Genomic DNA, 17,562 nt, shown 5'->3' on the forward strand with positions numbered 1-17,562 from the left:
AGCCATCGGTCCGGTGACGTGGCCCCCGGCATCGAACCACCGGCTCACGGGCGGAGCGGGCGGCACGGCGGACGACGGGGGAGAAAGGGGGTCTCAGGTGTCCTCGGCGAGCTGGACGTTGAGTCGCTCCTCGAGCGCGGTGATGAGCGAGCCGCCGACGCCCGCGCGGGTCGCGCGGCCCTGTTCGACGGCCAGCACGTCGGCCTCGTCGACGCCGAGTTCGCCCGCGAGCTCGTCGGTCTGGAGCCCGGCCTCCTGGCGGGCGTCCTCGAGCCGGTCGCCGTAGTCGCGGACGAGGTACGGGAGCGGGTCGTCGTCGTAGTCGGTGCCGCCCTTCTCCCAGTGCTCGGGGTTGCCCTTCCGGGCGTCGTTCACCTTCGCGGTGTTATGAGCGGCCCGACGCCGGCGCTCGCGCTCCTCGTCCTCCTCGCCCCGGCCGTCGTCGTCCTCGGCGTGGCGGGCGCACTCGCCACAGACATCCAGCTTCGCGCCCGCCACGGTCGCGGTCCGGAGGTCGCGGTCCTCGGCGCCACACAGCTCGCAACTGTCGCTGGCGCCCCCGCTGCGTCCCCCGGTCGAGTACTTCGCCATGGCGACACAGAGCCGACCCAGACACTTCAAATTCGCGTTCGGCCCGATTCTCCGGGTGACTCGTCCCCGAACCGGGACCGTGGCACGCTCCCCCGCCCCGCGCGTGGAACGAAAACCATATCAGCAAATCTCTCGTCCGTCCGATTGGCTTCGGCACCAGAACGTGCGTGGGTAGCCAAGCCAGGCCAACGGCGCAGCGTTGAGGGCGCTGTCCCGTAGGGGTCCGCCGGTTCAAATCCGGTCCCACGCACTGCATCGCGCCACACGGCGCAACGTCAGTGCGGGTGCCATCCCTTTGGGACGGCACCCACGCAAATCCTACCGAACGCTACTCCGACAGCGATAGCTCCAGCGCCCGGCCCCAAGCCGAACAGGCGACGCGAGATGAGGGCATTGTCCCGTAGGGGTCCGCCGCCGAGCGCCCGCCAGGGCGCGAGGGTCGTCGTGGAGTGAGCGAAGCGAGCGGAACGACGGAAGTTCAAATCCGGTCCCACGCACTGCATCGCGCCACACGGCGCAACGTCAGTGCGGGTGCCATCCCTTTGGGACGGCACCCACGCAAATCCTACCGAACGCTACACAGATAGCGACAGCCGCGCCGACCAGGGTGGACGGCCGAACGCTGTCGCTCTGTCCGTCGAGCTCCGAGAGGAGACGCTCCGGACCGGGAGTCCGGAGTCGACACTCCCCACCGCGAAGGAGCGTGGTCGCCGTCGGGTTACCGGTCGCGGGCGATGCCGAGGTTCGTCAGGTACCCCCCGCACTTCGGGCACAGCCGGCCGTCCACGTCCGACGGCCGGTCGCCGCAATCCATACACTCGTAGATGGGGTCGTCGGCGTGGTGCGGGTCAGTGTACGTCATCTGTCGTACGTGGTGGTTGCTGCCGTGCTATGATAAGTGTTGTCACACAACGCACGGAATCGATAAGCCCCCGGGCCGTAGGGGGGTGCATGACGACCTCCGAGCCCGGCAGTGGGGCGGCGATTCCGCTCCTCCGGGACCGTGTGCGGGAGGCGACGGCGGTCCTGACGATCGTGTCGCTGGCGCTCGTGTTCTCGGCCGCTCTCGGTGTCGTGCCCGAGGGGCTGCTGCCGCGTGCGCCCGACAGCGTGCTGGGGGCTATCCCGCCCGTCAACGCCGTCATCAGTCTCGTCGCCATCGGGACCATCAGCGCCGGCTGGCGCGCGATCCGCCGGGGGAACGTGACCCGCCACGCCCGCCTGATGGTGGCGAGCTTCGGCCTGTTCGCGACCTTCCTCGTACTGTACCTCTACCGGGTCGCGCTGCTGGGCCCGACGCCGTTCCCCGGCCCGGCGGCCGTCGAGCGGTTCGTCTACCTCCCGGTGCTGGGCATCCACATCCTGCTCGCCATCGTCTGCGTGCCGCTGCTGTACTACGTGCTGCTCGTGGCCGCGACCCGCCCGCCGAGCGAGGTGTACGGCTCGCTCCACCCCCGCGTGGGCCGCGTCGCGGCGTCGCTGTGGCTGGTCTCGTTCTCGCTCGGCGTCGCGGTCTTCGCGATGTTGTACGTGGTGTACTGACCTCGGGCTGGGATGGTGGCTCCTCCCCGGAAGCTAAGAACCGTGCCGCCCCAGTCGGCGGTATGAACCTCGGCGCCGAACTCGCGGAACTCCGCGACCAGTTCCGCGAGGAACCACGCGTCGTCGTCCGCGGGCTCGGCGAACTCGTCGTCGTGGCGGTCCTCCTCCTCGGGACCTTCGCGCTCCTGCCCCGGGGTGTGACCGACGGAACCCGGCCGCTCTGGCTGGGACTCGTGGCGCTCGGCACCGCCTTCGTCCTGCTGCCGACGCTCGTCGACCCGCTGCGGTACGAGTACCGGCGGCTGACGGGCGCGGACGAGCAGGTGTGATGGTGCCGGTGGGGGAACGGGCTCGGCGAGGCGTCAGTCGTCGGCCGCCGCGGGTTCGCCGCCGATGACCGGGCGCTCGACGTCGCGGTCTGTCGTCTCTCCCTCGATGTCGTAGGGGTACTCGCCGGTGACACAGCCCAGGCAGAGGTCCGCGCGGGACTGGTCCAGCGCGTCGGCCACGGCGTCGATGGAGAGGTACTCCAGCGAATCGGCGGCGATCTCCTCGCCGATCTCGGGGACCGTCCTGTCGCCCGCGATGAGTTCCTCGCGCGAGGCCATGTCGATACCCATGTAGCACGGGGCGACGATGGGCGGTGCGCCGATGCGGACGTGGACCTCCTCGGCGCCCACGTCGCGCATCAGCTGGACCAGCTGGGTGGAGGTGGTCCCCCGGACGATGGAGTCGTCGATGATGGTGACCGTGCGGTCCTCGACGACGTCCTTTATCGGATTGAGCTTCAGGCGCACGGCGCGCTCGCGGGCGTCCTGCGTGGGCATGATGAACGTGCGGCCGACGTAGCGGTTCTTCATCAGCCCCTCCGCGAACTCGACGCTCGCGTCCTCCTCCTGTGCGGCCTCGGCGTAGCCCGAGGCGAACGCGCGTCCGGAGTCGGGGACCGGCATGACGACGTCCGTGTCGACGCCGCTCTCGGCCCAGAGCGCGCGCCCGAGGTCGCGGCGCACGTCGTAGACGAGGCTCCCGTCGATGACCGAGTCCGGTCGCGCGAAGTAGACGTGCTCGAAGAAGCAGTGTGCGGTGTTGTCGCGGTCGAACAGCTGGTAGGCGTCGAACCCCTCGCCGTCGGGCTGGAGGATGACGAGTTCGCCCGGCTTCACGTCGCGCACCAGCTCCCCGTCCAGCACGTCGATGGCCGCCGACTCGGAGGCGAGGATGTAGCCGTCGTCGGTCTCGCCGATGCAGAGCGGCCGGTTGCCCTCGGGGTCGCGCACGCCCAGCACCGTGTCGTCGTGCATGATCGTCAGCGAGTAGGAGCCGTGGATGCGGGACATCGTCCGCTTGACCGCGCGGACGAGGTCCTCCTCCAGCAGGTTGCGCGCGAGGTCGTGCGCGATGACCTCCGTGTCCCCGTCGGAGGTGAACGCGTGGCCCAGTCCGGCGAGTTCGTCGCGGATCTCGCCCGCGTTGACGAGGTTGCCGTTGTGGCTCAGGCCCAGCGAGCCCGACTTGAACGAGACGGAGAACGGCTGCGCACAGCAGGCGTTCACACTGCCCGCGGTGGGGTAGCGGACGTGCCCGATGCCCACCGGCCCGTTCAGCTGGTCGAGGTCGCCCTCGTCGAAGGCGTCACCGACGAGGCCCATCTCCACGTGCGAGTGCTGCTGGAAGCCGTCGTGTGTGACGATTCCGGCGGACTCCTGTCCCCGATGCTGGAGCGCGTACAGCGCGTAGTAGAGCGGGCGCGCGGCGGCCCGCTCGTCCAGGGACACCCCGACGACGCCGCACTTCTCCGTCGGGCCGCCCAGGTCCGCATCCCGGCCTGTCATTGTGCGCAGGGAGCGACCGGACCGGCAAAAAGATTCGCAACTGGGCCGTCTCAGGTGACACGGCCGTCACCGGTCTACGACGGTCGAGTGATACGGGGGCGGAGCCGACGCTGGCGGTGGTGGTGTCCGCGAGCAGAACGGGTCGCGTCGCGGTTCGGGCCGTTCCCTGGTCGACGTACGGTTCCGGACTCCGCGTTCAGTGGTCGCCCGCCTTGTCCTGCCACGCGTAGTCCCGTCGCTTCGCCGACTTGCCGAAGCCACAGGACGCGCACTGCTTTTTCTGCTTGTGGTAGGACTTCTCGCCGCAGCGGCGACACTTCACGTGGGTCGTCTTGTTCTTCTTCCCCTGAGAGGGCGTGCCGGCTCCAGTCATGGTTACGGTTGAATCGAGACGACGTTATCGCCGCGGATAATCGTTGTGTTCTCGCCCCCGAGGACGAGGTTCATGTGCTGGTCGTACCCGTCGAGGACGCCCTCGTACACCTCGCCACCCTTCAGGTGGACCGTCACTTCGTCTCCGAGCGTCTCCTCGAGCACGTCGAGCGGTCGCCCCGGCATACCAGTGAACGCGCGGGCCGACCGCATAAACGCACCGACACCCGGACCGGCGGCGCCGTCCCCGACCCCCGCACGCCGGGCGGTCGACCGAGTCTGCGGCATCCACGGACGCCGGTCCGGTGGGGTGTCCGTTCGTTCCCGAGCTGGCACCGCCCCACAACCGCTAAACCCCAGCCCGATGAATCCCGGCCATGGTCGACATCACGTTCCTCGAGGTCCACGTGCAGGACGCCTCCTTCACGAAGGGTGACGCGCGCGACGCCGACGAGGACGTCGCGTTCGAGGCCGCCGAGGAGAACGTCCAGCCGGAGTCGGGCAGTGGCTCGACGGGGGCCGTCGTCGCGGCGCTCGTCGGACTGGTCTTCCTCGCCGTCGTCGCGTACCTGGTGAAGACGCGGTTCCTGAGCGACGAGGAGGAGGAGGAGTACGAGTTCGACAGCTACGACTGACGCCATGCGACCGCCGATCCGCCCTGGCGCGGTCGAGGTGGTTCACGGCCGGGGGCGCGAGCGTGCTCAGGACCGGGCGTCCGACGTGCGCTCGCCCTCTCGCTCCAGCGCGCGCTGGGTCCGCTCGTCCAGCTGGACGAGGTGGCAGAGCGGGTTGCCCGGGTAGACCAGCGGGTTCTCCAGCACGCCGACCAGTAGTCCCGTGAACGGCGCCTCCACCACCGTCGAGTCCGTCTTGAACGGGTTCGTGATGGTGCAGACGGTGTCGCCCCCGTAGACGAGCGAGCCCCGATTGTGGTGCATCTCGACGAGGCCGCCAGCGTCCGCGCGGAGCCAGGTCTTCTCGGCCGAGCCGTCGACGACGGTCCGCCAGCCAGGCCAGGCGACGGCCTGCTCCTCGCGGAGGCCGAACTCCGCCATCACCGACAGCGTCCCCGCCAGCGCGCGGTCGATGAGGTCGCGCTGGAAGCGGTGGGCCTCGCCCATCTCGACGGTGATGGTCGGGACGCCGGCCTCGGTCGCCTCGCGCCGGAGCGACCCCGAGGGCCCCTCGCCCGCGATGATGACGTTCGATGCGAAGGCGTTGGCGACGCGTGCCGTCCGCTGGTGCTCCATGTTCGCGCGGACGTGGAGCGTGTTGGTCCGGCCCCGCGTCGAGGTGTGGAAGTCCAGCCCGAGGTCGCAGGGTTCGAGGAAGTTCCGGTGGATACGGTGGGCGATGCGCTTCGCGGAGGTGCCCTCGGGGTCGCCCGGGAACGAGCGGTTGAGGTCCCGGTCGTAGATGGGGAGGTAGCGCTGCTGGGCAATGAACCCCGGCACGTTCAGCACGGGCAGGCAGACCAGCGTCCCCGCGAGGCCCGTGTGGTCCCACTCGTGGGCGACCTCCCGGACCACCTCGATGCCGTTCAGCTCGTCGCCGTGCGCGGCCGCCGAGAGGAACATCGTGGGGCCCGCACGCGCACCGTTGACGATGGTGACCGGGACGCGGATCGGTTCGCCGAGGTAGGTCTCGCTGACGCCGTAGCGGACGTTCTGGGTCTCGCCCGGATCGACCCGGCCGCCGTCGTAGGTGAACGGCTCGGGCTCGGCCTCGGGTCCCGGGAGGGCCGCAAGCCCCTCCTCGTCCACGGCGTCGTCGTCAGTCATGTCCTGACGGGGGGGACGCAACTACAAAAGCCCCCGACTCACCGTCCCGCCGGCGCCGGATCCCTCCGGGCGAGGGACTGGCTTAACTGGCCCCGCTTGCCCGGCGCAACGGCCAGGGTGGTCGGGACTCGCGCTCCGTGTACGACCGACCGTGCCGCCGCGTACGGCGAGGTCCCGGCACGGCCGCAACACCACCCAGAATGACCGACCACACCCTGCGGAACGACCCACAGCGGACGACCGACGACGTGACACGACGGCGCTACCTCCAGCTGACGGCGGCTAGCGGGGCCGCGCTCGGACTCGGGACGGGAACCGGGGCGGCGGCGCCCGACCACACGCGGGAGGACGTGACCATCCGGAGCGACGACTCGACCCAGCCGGTCGACATCGCGGCGACGGTGTACCGGCCCGCCGGCGCGTCGGCCGACGACCCGGTTCCGATGATCCTCCACTCGCACGGCTGGAGCGGGTCCCGGACCTCCGGTGAGGGGGCCTTCCGGACGGAACTCGACGCCGGTTTCGGTGTCCTGAGCTTCGACCAGCGCGGCCACGGCGAGTCCGGTGGGCAGGCCCACATCCAGGAGCCCGACCGCGAGGGCCAGGACGTCATCGCGGTGCTGGATCACGTCGCGGACCTGGAGTGGGTCGCCCGGAGCGAACCGAAGGGGCTCCCCATCCCGAAGAAGGAGAACCCGACCGTCTTCGCGATGGGGCGGAGCTACGGCGGCGGCTACCAGCTCGTCGGGGCGCTCACCGAGACGGCCGAGCGTGGGTTCACGCGGTTCGACGCGCTCGCGCCCCAGATCACCTGGTACGACCTCACGGGGTCGCTCGCGCCCGAGAACGTGGTCCGCTCGACGTGGGTGCTGGCGCTGTACGCGGCCGGCGCGTCGATGGTGCCCCAGCACATCCACGAGGGGCTGGCGTACGGGGCGACGACCGGGCAGTGGCCCAACGGCGAACAGCCCGGCGAACCCGACCTCGAACGCCGGCTCTCCGACAACGGGGCCGCCGGCTTCGTCGCCGACGGCGTCCGGCTCGACGTCCCCGTCCTCTTCGGTCAGGGGCTCTCGGACAACCTGTTCAACCTCAACCAGGCGTGGAAGAACTTCGAGCGCGCGCTCACCGACGGCGCCCGCGCCCGGAGCGCCGTGGTCGGCTACAACGGCGGCCACGCGCTGCCCAACGCCGTCCCCGCCGGCGATACGAGCTTCGGCGGCGTCGTGTCCGGGCCCGGGTTCTACGACGAGGCCCGGCTGAAGTTCTTCAAGGGCATCCGCGACGGTGACGCGGACGCCCGCTCGCTCGTCGGGTCGGCCTACAGCCTCCAGACCGCATCCGGGGAGCGCCGGGTCGCCGTCGAGCGCCTCGACGACCGCACGCGGTTCGGCGAGGTCGACCTCTCGGTGTACGGTGACGGGGCGGGCGGCCTCGGGATCGCCAACACGGACACCGTCGCATCGACCACCGGCGCCGGCGCACCCGTCCACCTGCCGCTCGCGGACGGCCCCCTGACGGTCGCCGGCGTCCCGGACCTGTCGGCGACGGTAACGTCGCTCGGCGTCGACCAGCGCCTGTTCGTCGGGCTCTCGGTGGGCGAGAGCCCCGCGACCGCACAGGTCCTCCAGAACAACGTCATGCCGATCCACGAGGTCGAGCCCGTGATGGGCGCCGACCGGACGGTCGAACTGCCGGGCGTCGCGGCCGATATCGGTCCACGTGAGCAGCTCTACCTCACACTCACCGCGGTCTCCGACATGTTCCCGGCACACGGCTCCGTCCGGACGCCCGGGACGGTCCTGCTGGAGGACCTCTCGGTCGGAGTCCCGGTGACCGACGCCTGAGAACCGCTGGTATGTCACACCACTCCGGAGGCCCGTCGCACCGTCAGGATTAGGAGGTGACCCTCGGACGACTAGATATGAGTACGGGAACCCCGCCCGGCGACGACGCCGGCGAGACGACGGTCGGTGTCCTGAGTCTCCACAACTCGAAGGAGACGAAGGCCATCCTGAACGCGGTCGACGACATGGGCTACGGGACGGAGTGGCTCCGGGCCGAGAACCTCGCGGTCGAGATCGAGGACGGCGTCCCCCGGCTGGAACCGGACGTGGACGTGGTCGTGAACCGGCTGCTGCTCTCGAAGGAGGAACACCCTGCGGAGCTGCTGGGCCTCGCCACGACCGTCGAACGGCTCGCGCCGACACTCAACCGGCCGCCGGCAACGCTGACGGCCCTCCACAAGTTCGCCAGTGGGGTGGCCCTCTCGGACGCTGGGCTCCCCGTGCCGGACGCGATGATGGCGCTCTCGAAGGACCGGCTGGAGAAGGGCCGTGATCGGTTCGGCCCGGAGTTCGTCTACAAGACCGCCATCGGGACCCACGGCGGCGGAACCTGGAAACTGGGCGAGGAGGACTCGCTCAATCCGAAGGTCGGGACCCGCCAGGCGTTCCTCCAGCAGTTCCTCGAACGCGACCCCGAGAACCACACCGACCTCCGGGTGTACGTGGTCGGCGGCGAGGTGGTCGGGGCGATGCGGCGGCACGCACCCGAGGACGACTGGCGGACGAACGTCGCGCTCGGGGGCAACGTCGAGGATGCCGGCGACGCGCTCACCGACGAGGTGGTCGACATCGCGACCCGTGCGACCGACGTGGTGGGGCTGGACTACGCCGGCGTCGACCTCGTGGAGGGCGAGAACGGCTGGTACATCCTCGAGGTGAACCCGACGGCCGGGTTCAAGGGCCTGTTCGAGGCGACGGGCCGCTCGCCCGCGCCGTATATCGCCCAGCTCGCGCTCGACTGTGCGGACGTGATGGTCGAGGACGAGACGGTCCAGCGGCTGGCGACGACGCTCGACGACTCCCGGCCGTCCTGTGCCCCGCGCGTCGAGACGGACGAGCCGAGCGAACCCGCCGTCATCGGCTACATCGAGGAGGTCGACGTGGTCGGGACCAGCGGCCGGAAGTCCATCATGGCCAAATCCGACACCGGTGCCACACGGACCAGTATCGACGCCCGGCTGGCGGCCGACGTCGGGACCGGTCCCATCAAGGACATCGTGAAAATCAAATCGGGCAGCCTGAAGTCCGGCAAGTCCCGGCCGGTCGTGGACGTGGTCGTCGGGGTCGGCGGAACCCAGCACACCGTCGCTGCGTCCGTCGAGGACCGCTCGCACATGGACTACCCGATGCTGCTCGGGCGCGACATCCTCGAGCACTACCGCGTCGACGTCCGCCGCCGTGCGGACAGCGACCTCCGCTCCGGCGAGGACGTCGAGGAGGAGGAGGAGAACGCGGAAGAGTAGCTGATAGTGGCTCTGTTTCGGTGAAAAGGTGCGAATAGAATCTGTATAATCAAAGAATAGGGTTCAATGCGGTAATTTGATTTTCTCAACGATAATGCGGATGGCTCCCGGTGGGCGAGATCTGAAGACGGATACCGGGACCAGCGTCCCCATGCGCTGACGAGTCGCTCCCGGACCGCCGACCCGACCGGGGTGGATGCCACGCCCCGATCGGTTCCGCCAGCGCGGCACACGGTTCGGGACTGGGTCGAGTGCGCCTCGACGAGCCCTCGCTCGCGAGGGCGCGGCCGTGCCGCCTGTCCGCCACGAGCGAGAGGCATATCCGCCCCGGCCCCGCAGTCGGTGTCGATGGCCCCAGACGCCGACGGTGACGATACGGCACCCGACGAGCCGCAGGACCCCCACACCCACCTCGCCCGCGACGAGGTGCTCGCGCCGCTCGTCGAGGGGTACGGCCCGCTCGAACTCGACCCTGCGGGCGACCCGTTCGAGCGGCTGGTCGTCTCGCTGGTCAACCAGCAGCTCTCCTCGGCCTCCGCCGCAGCGATCCGGGAGCGGCTGTTCGACCGGTTCGATGTGACGCCCGCGGGGATGCTCGCGGCCGACGAGGCCGCCCTCCGCGACGTGGGCCTCTCCGGCCAGAAGATCGACTACGTGCGGAGCGCGGCCCGGGCCGCACAGGAGGGGCGACTCGACGGCGACCGCTTCGCCGCGATGGACGACGCGGCCGTCGTGGCCGATCTGACCGACATCCGCGGCGTCGGCGACTGGACGGGCAAGATGTTCGCGATGTTCGTCCTCGGCCGCGAGGACGTGTTCCCGGTCGAGGACCTGGGTATCCGGCGCGCGATGGAGTCGCTGTGCGGCGACCTGTCGCGCGCGGAGATGCGCCAGCGTGCCGAGCCCTGGCGGCCGTTCCGGTCGTACGCGGCGCTCTATCTCTGGCACCACCACGAGGACGGGGACCCGAACGTGCCGACCGACGGCTGACGCCGGTCAGTTCCGGCCGTCCGTGGAGCCTCTGCCGTGGCCCATCTCGCGACCCCCGGGGTGGTCGTCGATCAACAGCGAGCGGACGATGACGGCCAGCGCAGCCGCGGTGAACAGGCTCTGGACGGTCTGGATCTCGAGGAGCGACAGGTCCAGCAGGGTGTGCAGCAGGCCCGCGACGACCCCGCCGGAGGCCAGCAGCCCGAACCCCAGGGCGAGGGCCCGGAGCGAACGGTTGCCGGTCCGGCGATAGGCCCGCTGGGCGAGCACCGCGATGACGCTGCCGAGCACCAGCGTCGCCAGCTTCGTGGACGCGAGCAGGGATTCACTCGGGAACATACCGGAGCTATCGAATCGGTCCGGTAAATGATGGCACGCCGGCTCTCAACGGCTGGGAATCGGTCCCCGGTCCATCTACTCCTGATACAGCGAGTACGTGATGACGGCGAAGCCGATGGCCGTCACGACGCTCTGGACGAGGACGCTCGTCCGGAGGTCTATGGCCCCGGTGAGGTCACCGACGCCCGCGACGGCGCCTCCAAGGGTGATGATGCCGAAGCCGATCGCGAGCGCCCGGAGCGAGGGGGCCCCGGTCCGTCGATACGCCTTCGTTGTCAAGTACGTGATCAGTCCCCCGAGGATGAGGGTCGCCGTCTTCGCCGCCGTGATTCCGAATGGGTGTACCATGGTCAGGTCTCCTTGCGCACCTCTTCCCACATCGCCGCCAGCTGTTCGTCGGCCGTGCGCTTCGCCCGGTCGATTCCAACATCGAGGGTGCGGTCCTCCTCGAGCGCGATGACGACACGGCTGAAGTCGACGTCGTACAGCGTGGTGTGGTGGCCGTCCGGCCGGACCTCCGTCGCCTCCCGGAGCAGGTCGGCCTCGGTCAGCAGATCCAGCTTCCGGTAGGCCGTCGAGGAGGGGATGTCGCACCGCTCGGATACCTCACCGGCCGATAGTGGCTCGTCGAGCGCCCGGATGATCGCCCGGCAGTCGGCGTCGTCGAGCGCCGTGAGTACCTCTTCGAGGCGGGGATCGGGCTCCGAGCGCAGGTTCCGCGCCATACCCGGTGAGTCGACGCCCCCTGCTTAAAATCTCCACGAAGCCGGCGGGGTACGCACGCTCGGCGGGACGCCGACGGAAGCGTCGCGGCGTTCATCGGCTCGGAGCGTCTCGAGAGCGCGCGTGACAGCCCGGCCGAGACGTGCGTCTCCCGAGGGACCACCCTCGGGGAACCAGTCGGTCGCCGCGCTGGCCCGTGGGGGGCTGGGGTGCCCGGCTCGCGAGTTCCCGCAACGTGGATGGATGGGGTTATCGCGCCGTTCCGGCCGTCGAGCCCACTTATCTCCACCCGGTGAGAACCGGGAGCAGCTTGATGGTGGAGTACTCGCAACTGTTCGGTATGACCTCTGACGCCACAGGCCTGAGCGGCGGCCCACCCGCGAGCGAAGCGCGGGAGACGGCGCCCGAGGGGGCCGAGGCAGCGACGACGACCACCGTGTCGGTCCGTGCCTGCGGGCGGTTCCGGCGCGAGTTCGACGACCCGCGGTTCGAGTTCACCTTCACGGGCGATACGCTCCGTGAGTTCGTCGGCGCGCTCCTGGGAGCGCGCCCGGAGCTGGCCGACCGCCTCATCGGCGAGACCCGGCGCGAGGACGACGCCGGCTGGACCGACCTCCAGGACGACATGGCCGAGGGCAAGCGTCCGTTCGTCCGTGTGATGATCGACGGGACGTTCAACGAGTACCGCGGCGGCGCGGACGCGGAGCTGGACGACGGCGACCGCGTCGAGCTCGTCGAGCCGCTGACCTGCTGAGGGGCCCGGAGCCGGCCGCTCCTCGTTCCGTACCTCCGTTCCGTCTGCGAACCCGGAGCCGTCGCTCCAGCTCCCATGTCGCCCGAATATGTTCGGGGTCAGCTACTCGGAGCGGGCTGTCGGACCTCCCGCTATGAGCACGACCACCGATGCGAAAGGTGAGCGGGCCGCGACCACGACGGTCGACGTGAAGGCAACCGGTCACGTCCGGCGCGAACTCGGCGAGCACCGCTTCGACTACACCTTCGAGGGTGACACGCTCCGTGAGTTCCTCGATGCCCTGTTCGACGACCACCCGGCGCTGAAGGAGATGCTCGTCGCGGAGACGGAGGACGGTGCCAGCACCGCGGGCTGGGTCGACATCGAGGAGCTCCCGGGCGACTGGGCGAAGAACCCGGAGGGCGAGCAGACGCGCCCCTACGTCCGTGTCGTCGTCAACGGCACCTTCAACGAGCATCTCGACGGCTTCGACACCGAACTCGAGGACGGGGACCGGGTCGCGCTGATGTACCCGTTCATGTTCTGTATGTAGATCGCCCGAGGGGCCCCACGTACAGATCGGCGGCGGACTCTCATCGTGACGTGGCCGGTGGCAGCGAGTGTTGGCTGCCTCCCCGACCTCGGGAGTCGGCCATCCACGTCGGACTGCCTGTGAACGGCGGGCTCCGGCGCCGGTGGTTCAGTCGGCCGGCTCTGCGGCCGGGCAGTCGGGGCCACAGACCGACAGTTCGCCGTCGACAGCGTCGTCGGCCGTCTCGGCTGGGGGTTCCGTCCCGTCGCCGGAGTCGATACGCCGGGCCGGGTTGCCCGCGACGGTCGCGCTCGCGGGAACGTCCTTCGTGACGACCGCGCCCGCGCCGACCGTCGCCCCCTCTCCGACCGTGATGTCGCCGATGAGCGTCGCGTTCGCGCCGAGTGTGACGCCGTCCTCGACGGTGGGGTGGCGTTTCTCCCGTCGTGGGGAGTCGCCACCCAGCGTCACGCCGTGGTAGCAGGCCACGTCGTCGCCGACCTCGGCCGTCTCGCCGACGACGACGCCCATCCCGTGGTCGATGAAGAACCGGCGCCCGATGTCGGCCGCAGGGTGGATCTCGACGCCGGTGAACAGGCGGACGAACTGGGAGAGGAGCCGGGCGGCGAACGAGTGGCCCCGTTCGTGGAGTGCGTGGGCCAGCCGGTGGCCCCAGACGGCGTGCAGGCCGGGGTAGAGCAGGACCTGGGCAGCGCTGGTTGCGGCGGGGTCGGTCTCGCGGGCGGTACGGATGTCCTCGCGGATGTGGTCGAACATGTGGTGTGGGTCGTGGGTGTGCGGTCGACGGTTGATACACGGCGATGCCCCGGCCGACGAGGTCGGCCGACGGGGGAGACGAGGAGAGTCAACAACAGCAGCACGGCGCCGCACGGACCGCGGGCTGGCGGACGCTGCGGGGTCGGCGCGGGTGACGCGTGCTGCCCATGGCTACCCGACCGTGGACCGTCCAGCGGCTAAAACGTGTTGCCCGAGCGCGCGGGCACCGGGCCGCTGGGTCAGTGGTCGTCCTCGCGCCACTTCTGGCCGCACTCCGTGCAGGTGAAAAAGCGCGTCTCGGACTCGTCGGCCGCGCGGATCTGCTTCATCTCGTAGCGGGCCCGGTCGTGGCCACACTCCGGGCAGATGACCGTCGTCGTCGGGCCGATCTCCTCGTCGTCGACCTCCGACATGTCGACCGGCCCGTCGTCGCTCTGTCCCTCGGTGGTGGTCATCGTCTCGCTGTCGTCGTCGCCACGGCCCTCCTCGTGCCCACAGGAGCGGCACACCCAGGTAGCCTCGTCCTTCCCGGAGTGCATCATCGAACCGCATTCGTCGCAGAATTTCATCTGACTGGCTACGGGTTCTCTATCGGTGTCTGTAAGTATCTCGCTTTTCCGGCGGAAACTGCCCCCCTGGGGGGTCGGCCAGGGCGCAGTCAGGATTCGCGCCACTTGTGGCCACACTCGACGCAGGTGAACAGTCGAACCTCGTACGACCCACCCGGCTTCGGGAGCATCTCGTAGTGGGCCCGGTCGCTGTCGCAGCCGTCTGCCGGGCAGGGTTCCCGCACCGCCTCGCCCGTCCCGTCGGTCGCGTCGACCACGGCCGGTGTCCCGTCGTCCTGCTGCTCCTGGCTGGTCGCGACCCCCGCTTCGCTCGACGCGTCGCGGGACTGCTCGTGGCCACAGGAGCGGCACACCCAGGTACCGTCCGCCGTGTGCATCATCGAGCCGCACTCGTCGCAGAACTCCATGCCCGCCACCTTGTCGGGCGGTGACAGTAAAGAGCCCGGTGCCGAGGTGGTGGAGAGCGGTGCGATCCCAGCGATGGAGGGCGGTCGGGAGGGGCGCCGTCGCGGCGGGCCAGGGACGGTCCAGCGCCGATCCGGGTCCGGAATCGAACAGGTCTAGCGTCCGACACCGATTTAACGCATGGTCGTATACTCGTCTCCAATGATAGAGGCCACGAGCGCGGGAGCCATCCTCTTTCGTGACACCCGTGGCCGTCGCGAGTACCTCCTGCTCAAGTCCCGTCCGGGGGACTGGGAGTTCCCCAAGGGCGGTATCGAGGGTGAGGAGGAGTTACAGCAGACGGCGATCCGCGAGGTGAAAGAGGAGGCCGGAATCGAGGATTTCCGGCTCATCGATGGCTTCCGCGAGGACTACGACTACGTCTTCGAGGCGAACGGGAACACCATCCACAAGACGGTCCACCTGTTCATCGCGAAGTCGTTCGAGGCGTCCGCCGAACTGTCGAAGGAGCACCGCGACCTGCAGTGGCGCGACTACGAGCAGGCCATCAACACCATCACCCAGGACGGGCCCCGCGACATCCTCCGGGAGGCCCACGACTTCCTCGACGAGACGCTGGAGGGGGACGAGGACGCCGACGAGGGGACTCCCGAAACGGGTGCCGAAGCCGCGGAGGGTGCGGCCGAGGCCGACGGCGGGGGGCGGGACGGGGAGGCCTGACCGTCGTTCACTCCAGCACGTCCAGCGACCGGAGTCGGTCGGGGAGCGCTGCGGCGATGTCGCTCCCGACCCGGAGGAAGACGGGCGGCTCGCCGAGCCGGGCGAGTACACGCCGCCAGCCGCGACCCTGCCGGACCTCACCCGACCAGAGGTGGCGCCACTCGCCGTCCGGGAGGTAGACGAACGGGTCGCGCACGTTCCGCTCGGTGACGGGCGCGACCAGCACGTCCCGCCCCAGCAGGAACTGGTCGTCCCGGCCCGCCGCGATGTCGTCCCCGGGGTAGTGCATCGCGAGCGGACGCACCAGCGGCAGGCCCCGGTTCGCGGCGACCTGCATCAACTCCTCACGGTACGACGCGAGCGCAGCGTACACCTTCGCGAACCGTGCGAACGCGTCGTACGTGCCATCGTCGTCGTAGATCTGGGCGTTCTCGCCGGGCTGGTTCCCCTCGTGGGTCCGGTAGACCGGTGTGAACGCCGACAGCTCGAGCCACCGGAGCAGTTCCTCGCGCGAGCGACTGACGCCGACGCCCGAGCGGACGATGCTGGTGTAGCCGCCGGCGTCGGGGTGGTTGAGCGAGACGCCCGAGAGTCCCGAGGAGAGCAGCGCCGGGACGACGGTCCCGAGCCCGTCGTGGTCGTCCCAGGAGACGAGCTGGTCGCCCGTCCAGAACAGCGTGCTCTCGCCCGGCGAGCGCGTGAAGCCGGCACGCGTGAAGAACGTCGGCCGGCCGAGGCGGCGGTCACCGCCGGAGCCGTCCTCGCTCGCGGCCTCGACGACCTGTCGGTTGAGCGCGGCCCACTCGACGGGGTAGTGGTTGTGGTAGCTGTCGGCCTCGGCGTCGTCGAGGTCGGCCTCGAACGGGAGCCCCTCGCCGAAGTCGGCCATCCAGCCGTCGAATCCCTTGTCGAGGACGTTCTCGCGCATGACCGCGCGGAACCACGCCCGGGCGTCGTCGTTCGAGAGGTCGAGGATGCCCACGTCGAAGTCGGTGATGGTGAGCATGTACGGCTCGTCGCTCCCGGATTCGGTGACGAGGTAGTCGGCCTCCCGAGCCTCGCGGAACAGGTTCCGGTCGACGCCGGACTTCCCGCTCACGTCGGCGAGATACGGGTTCACGTAGCCGAGGACGCCCACCCCCGCGTCGTGGAGGTCGGCGACGAGGTCGTCCCAGCCCGGGTAGGTGGCCTCGTCCAGCTCCCAGTTCCACCAGAGCTGCGACCCGAAGCTCGTCTCGCGGGCGCCGACCCAGTCCTGCAGCCAGACGCCGGCCAACGGCGTGTCCCGGGCCCGGAGTTCGGCCCACACCTCGCGCACCTTCTCGGTGCCGCCCTGGAGGTCGACGACCGCCCCGCGGTTCAGCCACTCCGGGAGCGGCGGCATCCGACCCGCGTACGCGGTGAACCGTTCGACGCCTGCGGCGAGCGTGGGCGCGGGGAACAGCCGCGCACGGAGCCTGTCGGCGTACACCCGCGCGGAGGCCTCTCGTCGGCGCCGCAGGTCGAACACGCTGTAGGATGCGTTCTCCAGGCAGAGCCCGTAGCCGGCGTCGGAGAGCGCGTAGGGCATCGGCGCGTACGTCGAGAACGGTCCACCCCCCGCGCCCGGCGCCGCCGCGTTGACGACCTGTGTGACGATGGGTCGTCCGCGGCCGATGCCCTGCTCCTGGGTCACGATGGGGACCTCGTGGCCCTTCAGGTCGACGTGGCTGAACTGCTCGCCGAAGCCGTAGACGCGCTCGTCCGCGGGCGTCCGGTAGCGCAGGCGCAGGCGATCGGCCTCGCCGCCGACGCTGGCCGAGAGGCCACAGTGGCCGTCCGGGAGCGCGGCGAACGCGAGTTCGTAGTCGACTGGTTCGCCGTCGTCGGCCGTCAGCAGCCCCGAGAGCGTCACCGTCTCAACGCCGGACGGGAACGGGTCGCCGACGGCCGCCGTGCCGGGCGTCACGGCCCGAACGCGCTGGTCGACGAACGCGGTCTCCGTCGTCTCGTCCAGTTCGAACGTGCCGCGGCGCTCTGTCACGTCGAGCGTCGCCCGCGCCGCCGCGAGGACGTTCTCGCCCCGGATGGACCGGAGGAGCGTCGTCCCGGTCCCGGGATGAGTGACCCGGAGTGCGGGGGTGCCGTCCCCCGATTCGTCGGGGTCGTCCCACAGCACCCGGTAGTCCCCGATGTCGTACGTGACGGAGGGCGGTCGCCCCGTGATCGATCCGGCACCCGGCGGGTCCGAGAAGGAGGTACAGCCCGCGAGCCCGGCCGCGAGCCCCGTCGCGCCGGCCGCCCGGAGGAAGCGGCGACGGTCGCTGTCCCAGTCCATGACACGGCTCGTGCCCGGGAGCGCGA

The 17,562-nt window shown here is 70.1% G+C and carries 21 protein-coding genes, 1 tRNA gene and 1 pseudogene; 10 read left to right on the plus strand and 13 right to left on the minus strand.

What is annotated here, in order from left to right; translation table 11 throughout:
- Positions 1-93: 93 nt before the first annotated feature.
- Positions 94-591, minus strand: a complete 498-nt coding sequence (locus P2T62_RS07445) for a helix-turn-helix domain-containing protein (RefSeq protein ID WP_276260766.1) — start codon at positions 589-591, stop codon at positions 94-96.
- 165 nt (positions 592-756) lie between these two features.
- Between P2T62_RS07445 and P2T62_RS07450 the strand changes: the two genes are divergently transcribed.
- A tRNA-Leu gene (locus P2T62_RS07450) sits at positions 757-841 on the plus strand.
- A 468-nt stretch (positions 842-1,309) separates the two neighbouring features.
- On the opposite strand, the gene P2T62_RS07455 is transcribed toward P2T62_RS07450, so the two are convergent.
- Complete coding sequence (locus P2T62_RS07455) at positions 1,310-1,453, minus strand: rubrerythrin-like domain-containing protein (RefSeq protein ID WP_276260767.1); 144 nt, start codon at positions 1,451-1,453, stop codon at positions 1,310-1,312.
- Positions 1,454-1,542: 89 nt separating this feature from the next.
- Here P2T62_RS07455 and P2T62_RS07460 point away from each other — a divergent pair, with 89 nt between their 5' ends.
- Positions 1,543-2,133 carry a DUF420 domain-containing protein gene (locus P2T62_RS07460; RefSeq protein WP_276260768.1) on the plus strand — a complete coding sequence of 197 codons (591 nt, stop codon included), beginning with the start codon at positions 1,543-1,545 and terminating at the stop codon, positions 2,131-2,133.
- A 62-nt stretch (positions 2,134-2,195) separates the two neighbouring features.
- Positions 2,196-2,462 carry a hypothetical protein gene (locus P2T62_RS07465; RefSeq protein ID WP_276260769.1) on the plus strand — a complete coding sequence of 89 codons (267 nt, stop codon included), beginning with the start codon at positions 2,196-2,198 and terminating at the stop codon, positions 2,460-2,462.
- Between the two features lie 33 nt (positions 2,463-2,495).
- Here the strand turns inward: P2T62_RS07465 and purF are convergent, their stop codons facing one another.
- The 3 genes from purF to P2T62_RS07480 form a co-directional block, all read right to left on the minus strand.
- A complete protein-coding gene (purF, locus tag P2T62_RS07470; protein ID WP_276260770.1) occupies positions 2,496-3,968 on the minus strand; it encodes an amidophosphoribosyltransferase in 1,473 nt (490 codons plus the stop codon).
- Between the two features lie 196 nt (positions 3,969-4,164).
- Positions 4,165-4,341, minus strand: coding sequence for a 50S ribosomal protein L37e (locus tag P2T62_RS07475; RefSeq protein ID WP_276260771.1), 177 nt, complete (start codon positions 4,339-4,341; stop codon positions 4,165-4,167).
- A 2-nt stretch (positions 4,342-4,343) separates the two neighbouring features.
- Positions 4,344-4,526 carry an LSM domain-containing protein gene (locus P2T62_RS07480; protein WP_276260772.1) on the minus strand — a complete coding sequence of 61 codons (183 nt, stop codon included), beginning with the start codon at positions 4,524-4,526 and terminating at the stop codon, positions 4,344-4,346.
- Positions 4,527-4,717: 191 nt separating this feature from the next.
- Between P2T62_RS07480 and P2T62_RS07485 the strand changes: the two genes are divergently transcribed.
- Positions 4,718-4,975: a hypothetical protein gene (locus tag P2T62_RS07485; RefSeq protein WP_276260773.1), complete on the plus strand. Its 258-nt coding sequence runs from the start codon at positions 4,718-4,720 to the stop codon at positions 4,973-4,975.
- 66 nt (positions 4,976-5,041) lie between these two features.
- Here P2T62_RS07485 and P2T62_RS07490 read toward each other — a convergent pair whose 3' ends face one another.
- A complete protein-coding gene (locus tag P2T62_RS07490) occupies positions 5,042-6,121 on the minus strand; it encodes a succinylglutamate desuccinylase/aspartoacylase family protein (protein WP_276260774.1) in 1,080 nt (359 codons plus the stop codon).
- Between the two features lie 200 nt (positions 6,122-6,321).
- Here P2T62_RS07490 and P2T62_RS07495 point away from each other — a divergent pair, with 200 nt between their 5' ends.
- The 3 genes from P2T62_RS07495 (at position 6,322) to P2T62_RS07505 (ending at position 10,421) form a co-directional block, all read left to right on the plus strand.
- A complete protein-coding gene (locus P2T62_RS07495) occupies positions 6,322-7,968 on the plus strand; it encodes an alpha/beta hydrolase (protein WP_276260775.1) in 1,647 nt (548 codons plus the stop codon).
- A 77-nt stretch (positions 7,969-8,045) separates the two neighbouring features.
- Entirely contained in the window at positions 8,046-9,431 is a 1,386-nt protein-coding gene (locus tag P2T62_RS07500; protein WP_276260776.1) for a RimK family alpha-L-glutamate ligase, read from the plus strand.
- A gap of 348 nt (positions 9,432-9,779) precedes the next feature.
- The gene (locus tag P2T62_RS07505; RefSeq protein WP_276260777.1) at positions 9,780-10,421 is read left to right on the plus strand and encodes a DNA-3-methyladenine glycosylase family protein; all 642 of its coding nucleotides are present in this window, start codon (positions 9,780-9,782) and stop codon (positions 10,419-10,421) included.
- A 6-nt stretch (positions 10,422-10,427) separates the two neighbouring features.
- Here the strand turns inward: P2T62_RS07505 and P2T62_RS07510 are convergent, their stop codons facing one another.
- The 3 genes from P2T62_RS07510 to P2T62_RS07520 all read right to left on the minus strand — a co-directional run bounded on the left by P2T62_RS07510 (position 10,428) and on the right by P2T62_RS07520 (position 11,485).
- Positions 10,428-10,760 carry a DUF7521 family protein gene (locus tag P2T62_RS07510; RefSeq protein ID WP_276260778.1) on the minus strand — a complete coding sequence of 111 codons (333 nt, stop codon included), beginning with the start codon at positions 10,758-10,760 and terminating at the stop codon, positions 10,428-10,430.
- A gap of 75 nt (positions 10,761-10,835) precedes the next feature.
- A complete protein-coding gene (locus P2T62_RS07515; protein ID WP_276260779.1) occupies positions 10,836-11,108 on the minus strand; it encodes a DUF7521 family protein in 273 nt (90 codons plus the stop codon).
- A gap of 2 nt (positions 11,109-11,110) precedes the next feature.
- Positions 11,111-11,485, minus strand: coding sequence for a winged helix-turn-helix domain-containing protein (locus P2T62_RS07520; protein WP_276260780.1), 375 nt, complete (start codon positions 11,483-11,485; stop codon positions 11,111-11,113).
- A 338-nt stretch (positions 11,486-11,823) separates the two neighbouring features.
- Here P2T62_RS07520 and P2T62_RS07525 point away from each other — a divergent pair, with 338 nt between their 5' ends.
- The gene (locus P2T62_RS07525; RefSeq protein WP_276260781.1) at positions 11,824-12,237 is read left to right on the plus strand and encodes a MoaD/ThiS family protein; all 414 of its coding nucleotides are present in this window, start codon (positions 11,824-11,826) and stop codon (positions 12,235-12,237) included.
- A 133-nt stretch (positions 12,238-12,370) separates the two neighbouring features.
- A complete protein-coding gene (locus tag P2T62_RS07530) occupies positions 12,371-12,769 on the plus strand; it encodes a MoaD/ThiS family protein (RefSeq protein WP_276260782.1) in 399 nt (132 codons plus the stop codon).
- Between the two features lie 147 nt (positions 12,770-12,916).
- Here P2T62_RS07530 and cysE read toward each other — a convergent pair whose 3' ends face one another.
- The 3 genes from cysE to P2T62_RS07545 form a co-directional block, all read right to left on the minus strand.
- Entirely contained in the window at positions 12,917-13,525 is a 609-nt protein-coding gene (gene cysE, locus P2T62_RS07535) for a serine O-acetyltransferase (RefSeq protein WP_276260783.1), read from the minus strand.
- A 239-nt stretch (positions 13,526-13,764) separates the two neighbouring features.
- Positions 13,765-14,094 (minus strand): transcription factor S, encoded by a 330-nt coding sequence (locus P2T62_RS07540; protein ID WP_276260784.1) that lies wholly within the window; start codon positions 14,092-14,094, stop codon positions 13,765-13,767.
- 89 nt (positions 14,095-14,183) lie between these two features.
- The gene (locus tag P2T62_RS07545) at positions 14,184-14,501 is read right to left on the minus strand and encodes an RPA12/RPB9/RPC11 RNA polymerase family protein (RefSeq protein WP_276260785.1); all 318 of its coding nucleotides are present in this window, start codon (positions 14,499-14,501) and stop codon (positions 14,184-14,186) included.
- Positions 14,502-14,700: 199 nt separating this feature from the next.
- Between P2T62_RS07545 and P2T62_RS07550 the strand changes: the two are divergent.
- Positions 14,701-15,129 (plus strand): annotated as a pseudogene (locus tag P2T62_RS07550) (bis(5'-nucleosyl)-tetraphosphatase); the annotation flags it as partial.
- 97 nt (positions 15,130-15,226) lie between these two features.
- On the opposite strand, the gene P2T62_RS07555 reads toward P2T62_RS07550, so the two are convergent.
- A complete protein-coding gene (locus P2T62_RS07555) occupies positions 15,227-17,536 on the minus strand; it encodes an alpha-glucosidase (protein WP_276260787.1) in 2,310 nt (769 codons plus the stop codon).
- Positions 17,537-17,562 lie beyond the last annotated feature (26 nt).

The sequence above is a fragment of the Haloglomus litoreum genome (genome assembly GCF_029338515.1).
Classification (GTDB): Archaea; Halobacteriota; Halobacteria; order Halobacteriales; family Haloarculaceae; genus Haloglomus; species Haloglomus litoreum.

Excerpts from the sequence above, each read along its gene's own strand:
- P2T62_RS07445 (WP_276260766.1), bottom strand. The coding sequence starts at position 591 with ATGGCGAAGTACTCGACCGGGGGACGCAGCGGGGGCGCCAGCGACAGT.
- P2T62_RS07455 (WP_276260767.1), bottom strand. The coding sequence starts at position 1,453 with ATGACGTACACTGACCCGCACCACGCCGACGACCCCATCTACGAGTGT.
- P2T62_RS07460 (WP_276260768.1), top strand. The coding sequence starts at position 1,543 with ATGACGACCTCCGAGCCCGGCAGTGGGGCGGCGATTCCGCTCCTCCGG.
- P2T62_RS07465 (WP_276260769.1), top strand. The coding sequence starts at position 2,196 with ATGAACCTCGGCGCCGAACTCGCGGAACTCCGCGACCAGTTCCGCGAG.
- purF (WP_276260770.1), bottom strand. The coding sequence starts at position 3,968 with ATGACAGGCCGGGATGCGGACCTGGGCGGCCCGACGGAGAAGTGCGGC.
- P2T62_RS07475 (WP_276260771.1), bottom strand. The coding sequence starts at position 4,341 with ATGACTGGAGCCGGCACGCCCTCTCAGGGGAAGAAGAACAAGACGACC.
- P2T62_RS07480 (WP_276260772.1), bottom strand. The coding sequence starts at position 4,526 with ATGCCGGGGCGACCGCTCGACGTGCTCGAGGAGACGCTCGGAGACGAA.
- P2T62_RS07485 (WP_276260773.1), top strand. The coding sequence starts at position 4,718 with ATGGTCGACATCACGTTCCTCGAGGTCCACGTGCAGGACGCCTCCTTC.
- P2T62_RS07490 (WP_276260774.1), bottom strand. The coding sequence starts at position 6,121 with ATGACTGACGACGACGCCGTGGACGAGGAGGGGCTTGCGGCCCTCCCG.
- P2T62_RS07495 (WP_276260775.1), top strand. The coding sequence starts at position 6,322 with ATGACCGACCACACCCTGCGGAACGACCCACAGCGGACGACCGACGAC.
- P2T62_RS07500 (WP_276260776.1), top strand. The coding sequence starts at position 8,046 with ATGAGTACGGGAACCCCGCCCGGCGACGACGCCGGCGAGACGACGGTC.
- P2T62_RS07505 (WP_276260777.1), top strand. The coding sequence starts at position 9,780 with ATGGCCCCAGACGCCGACGGTGACGATACGGCACCCGACGAGCCGCAG.
- P2T62_RS07510 (WP_276260778.1), bottom strand. The coding sequence starts at position 10,760 with ATGTTCCCGAGTGAATCCCTGCTCGCGTCCACGAAGCTGGCGACGCTG.
- P2T62_RS07515 (WP_276260779.1), bottom strand. The coding sequence starts at position 11,108 with ATGGTACACCCATTCGGAATCACGGCGGCGAAGACGGCGACCCTCATC.
- P2T62_RS07520 (WP_276260780.1), bottom strand. The coding sequence starts at position 11,485 with ATGGCGCGGAACCTGCGCTCGGAGCCCGATCCCCGCCTCGAAGAGGTA.
- P2T62_RS07525 (WP_276260781.1), top strand. The coding sequence starts at position 11,824 with ATGACCTCTGACGCCACAGGCCTGAGCGGCGGCCCACCCGCGAGCGAA.
- P2T62_RS07530 (WP_276260782.1), top strand. The coding sequence starts at position 12,371 with ATGAGCACGACCACCGATGCGAAAGGTGAGCGGGCCGCGACCACGACG.
- cysE (WP_276260783.1), bottom strand. The coding sequence starts at position 13,525 with ATGTTCGACCACATCCGCGAGGACATCCGTACCGCCCGCGAGACCGAC.
- P2T62_RS07540 (WP_276260784.1), bottom strand. The coding sequence starts at position 14,094 with ATGAAATTCTGCGACGAATGCGGTTCGATGATGCACTCCGGGAAGGAC.
- P2T62_RS07545 (WP_276260785.1), bottom strand. The coding sequence starts at position 14,501 with ATGGAGTTCTGCGACGAGTGCGGCTCGATGATGCACACGGCGGACGGT.
- P2T62_RS07555 (WP_276260787.1), bottom strand. The coding sequence starts at position 17,536 with ATGGACTGGGACAGCGACCGTCGCCGCTTCCTCCGGGCGGCCGGCGCG.